Raw genomic sequence first — 3,683 nt, forward strand, 5'->3', positions numbered from 1 at the left:
GTGGGAGAGCCTCCAACCTGGTGGTTGGAGGCTCTCGACCTGAATGATGTTCCGGCGGTGACCTACTCTCCCACACCCTCCCGGGTGCAGTACCATCGGCGCTGTGGGTCTTAGCTTCCGGGTTCGGAATGGGACCGGGCGTTTCCCCCACGCTATGACCGCCGTAACCCTGTTACCCGWYCCAACCCCGTGGGGTGGTGGGAAGWCTTTGGTTACAACATGTGGTGTTGTATKTAGTTGTTTTGGTTCCTTGCAACGTGCCCGTGGCGGGTTTGTTGGTTGGGAACCACATAGTGGACGCAAGCAGTCTTGTTTCTCTTTTTRCCACCCGTTGGTTGGTAAACGCTTTTGAAGGCGCGTTTGCCAGGGGTGGTGTGTGGTGTAAGTTATCGGCCTATTAGTACCGGTCAGCTTCACGAGTCGTTAGTCCTCGCTTCCACATCCGGCCTATCAACCCAGTGGTCTGGCTGGGGGCCTCTCACACACAAGGTGTATGGAAATCTCATCTCGAAGCGAGCTTCCCGCTTAGATGCTTTCAGCGGTTATCCCATCCGAACGTAGCTAATCAGCGGTGCACTTGGCAGTACAACTGACACACCAGAGGTTCGTCCGTCCCGGTCCTCTCGTACTAAGGACAGCCCTTCTCAAATTTCCTGCGCGCGCAGCGGATAGGGACCGAACTGTCTCACGACGTTCTAAACCCAGCTCGCGTACCGCTTTAATGGGCGAACAGCCCAACCCTTGGGACCTACTCCAGCCCCAGGATGCGACGAGCCGACATCGAGGTGCCAAACCATGCCGTCGATATGGACTCTTGGGCAAGATCAGCCTGTTATCCCCGAGGTACCTTTTATCCGTTGAGCGACGGCCATTCCACAATGTACCGCCGGATCACTAGTCCCGACTTTCGTCCCTGCTCGAGATGTCTCTCTCACAGTCAAGCTCCCTTGTGCACTTACACTCGACACCTGATTGCCAACCAGGCTGAGGGAACCTTTGGGCGCCTCCGTTACTTTTTAGGAGGCAACCGCCCCAGTTAAACTACCCATCAGGCACTGTCCCTGACCCGGATTACGGGCCGAAGTTAGATGTCCAAAGTGACCAGAGTGGTATTTCAACGATGACTCCACCCGGACTGGCGTCCGGGTTTCAACGTCTCCCACCTATCCTACACAAGCCACTCCGAACACCAATACCAAACTATAGTAAAGGTCTCGGGGTCTTTCCGTCCTGCTGCGCGTAACGAGCATCTTTACTCGTACTGCAATTTCGCCGAGTTTATGGTTGAGACAGCGGGGAAGTCGTTACTCCATTCGTGCAGGTCGGAACTTACCCGACAAGGAATTTCGCTACCTTAGGATGGTTATAGTTACCACCGCCGTTTACTGGGGCTTAAATTCTCAGCTTCGCCTTGCGGCTAACCGGTCCTCTTAACCTTCCAGCACCGGGCAGGAGTCAGTCCGTATACATCGTCTTGCGACTTCGCACGGACCTGTGTTTTTAGTAAACAGTCGCTTCCCCCTGGTCTCTGCGGCCCCTGCACGCTCCGGACAGCGTGTGTCCATCACGATAGGGGCCCCCCTTCTCCCGAAGTTACGGGGGCATTTTGCCGAGTTCCTTAACCATAATTCTCTCGATCGCCTTAGTATTCTCTACCTGATCACCTGTGTCGGTTTGGGGTACGGGCGGCTAAAACCTCGCGTCGATGCTTTTCTCGGCAGCATAGGATCACCGGATCCCCCCGTACGGGGGTCCCATCGGGTCTCAGGCTTCATGAACGGCGGATTTGCCTACCGTTCGCCCTACATCCTTAGACCGGGGCAACCATCGCCCGGCCCGGCTACCTTCCTGCGTCACACCTGTTAATACGCTTGCCTCCCAGGATCAGGTCCCGCGCTCCACCAAAACCCTTCACCCACAAGGGGTGTCGGGCAGGTYTCGGGCGGTTAGTATCCCCTGTTCAGCATGGGCGGTTTTTCGCCGGTACGGGAATATCAACCCGTTGTCCATCGACTACGCCTGTCGGCCTCGCCTTAGGTCCCGACTTACCCAGGGCAGATTAGCTTGACCCTGGAACCCTTGATCATTCGGCGGACGGGTTTCTCACCCGTCTTTCGCTACTCATGCCTGCATTCTCACTCGTGTAGGCTCCACCGCTGGTTTCCACCGCGACTTCACTGCCCACACGACGCTCCCCTACCCATCCACACTCCTGAACCACGAAGGCTTGGATAAAATGTGAATGCCACAACTTCGGCGGTGTACTTGAGCCCCGCTACATTGTCGGCGCGGAATCACTTGACCAGTGAGCTATTACGCACTCTTTTAAGGATGGCTGCTTCTAAGCCAACCTCCTGGTTGTCTTCGCAACTCCACATCCTTTCCCACTTAGCACACGCTTAGGGGCCTTAGTTGGTGGTCTGGGCTGTTTCCCTCTCGACTATGAAGCTTATCCCCCACAGTCTCACTGCTGCGCTCTCACTTACCGGCATTCGGAGTTTGGCTGACGTCAGTAACCTTGTAGGGCCCATTAGCCATCCAGTAGCTCTACCTCCGGTAAGAAACACGCAACGCTGCACCTAAATGCATTTCGGGGAGAACCAGCTATCACGAAGTTTGATTGGCCTTTCACCCCTACCCACAGCTCATCCCCTCCATTTTCAACTGAAGTGGGTTCGGTCCTCCACGACGTCTTACCGTCGCTTCAACCTGGCCATGGGTAGATCACTTCGCTTCGGGTCTAGATCACGCCACTGCAACGCCCTGTTCAGACTCGCTTTCGCTACGGCTTCCCCACACGGGTTAACCTCGCGACGTAACACTAACTCGCAGGCTCATTCTTCAAAAGGCACGCCGTCACAACTACAAGGCTGCTCCGACGGATTGTAAGCACACGGTTTCAGGTACTGTTTCACTCCCCTCCCGGGGTACTTTTCACCTTTCCCTCACGGTACTGGTCCGCTATCGGTCATTAGGGAGTATTTAGGCTTATCAGGTGGTCCTGACAGATTCGCACGGGATTTCTCGGGCCCCGTGCTACTTGGGATACTTCCCAGGCGGCGTGACAGCATTACGGTTACGGGGCTCACACCCTCTCTGGCCGGCCTTTCAAGACCGTTCACCTATACCCACGCACTCACCTCACCAGTCCGGCAGAACTGGAACGGAAAGTCCCACAACCCCGACCATGCAACGCCCGCCGGCTATCACACATGGAACGGTTTAGCCTGATCCGCGTTCGCTCGCCACTACTAACGGAATCACTATTGTTTTCTCTTCCTGCGGGTACTGAGATGTTTCACTTCCCCGCGTTCCCTCCACGCACCCTATGTGTTCAGATGCGGGTCACCAGATCACTCGCGCGTCTGGCGGGGTTTCCCCATTCGGACACCCTGGGATCACAGTCCGGTTATCGACTCCCCCAGGCTTATCGCAGATTCCTACGTCCTTCTTCGGCTCCTAATGCCAAGGCATCCACCGTGTGCTCTTAAAAACTTGACCACAAAGATCAAGGAGTAATTTCGAGAAAACCATGGAACCGGACCGCAACCAACCACCACCCAARGGCGGCAGCACAATCACGGATCAGATCCAGGTTCATATTTCTTGGAAATTGCTTCTTATAAAAGATGCTCGCGTCCACTATGTAGTTCTCAAACAACAACCCCGTACCACACACCCCA

At 55.4% G+C, this 3,683-nt stretch carries 2 rRNA genes; both read right to left on the reverse strand.

What is annotated here, in order from left to right:
• Positions 1–49 precede the first annotated feature (49 nt).
• A 5S ribosomal RNA gene (gene rrf, locus ASG71_RS00005) occupies positions 50–166 on the reverse strand.
• A 210-nt stretch (positions 167–376) separates the two neighbouring features.
• Positions 377–3,501: ribosomal RNA gene (locus ASG71_RS00010) — 23S ribosomal RNA — on the reverse strand.
• Positions 3,502–3,683: the final 182 nt, after the last annotated feature.

The sequence above is a fragment of the Arthrobacter sp. Soil763 genome (genome assembly GCF_001428365.1).
Taxonomy (GTDB): domain Bacteria; phylum Actinomycetota; class Actinomycetes; order Actinomycetales; family Micrococcaceae; genus Arthrobacter.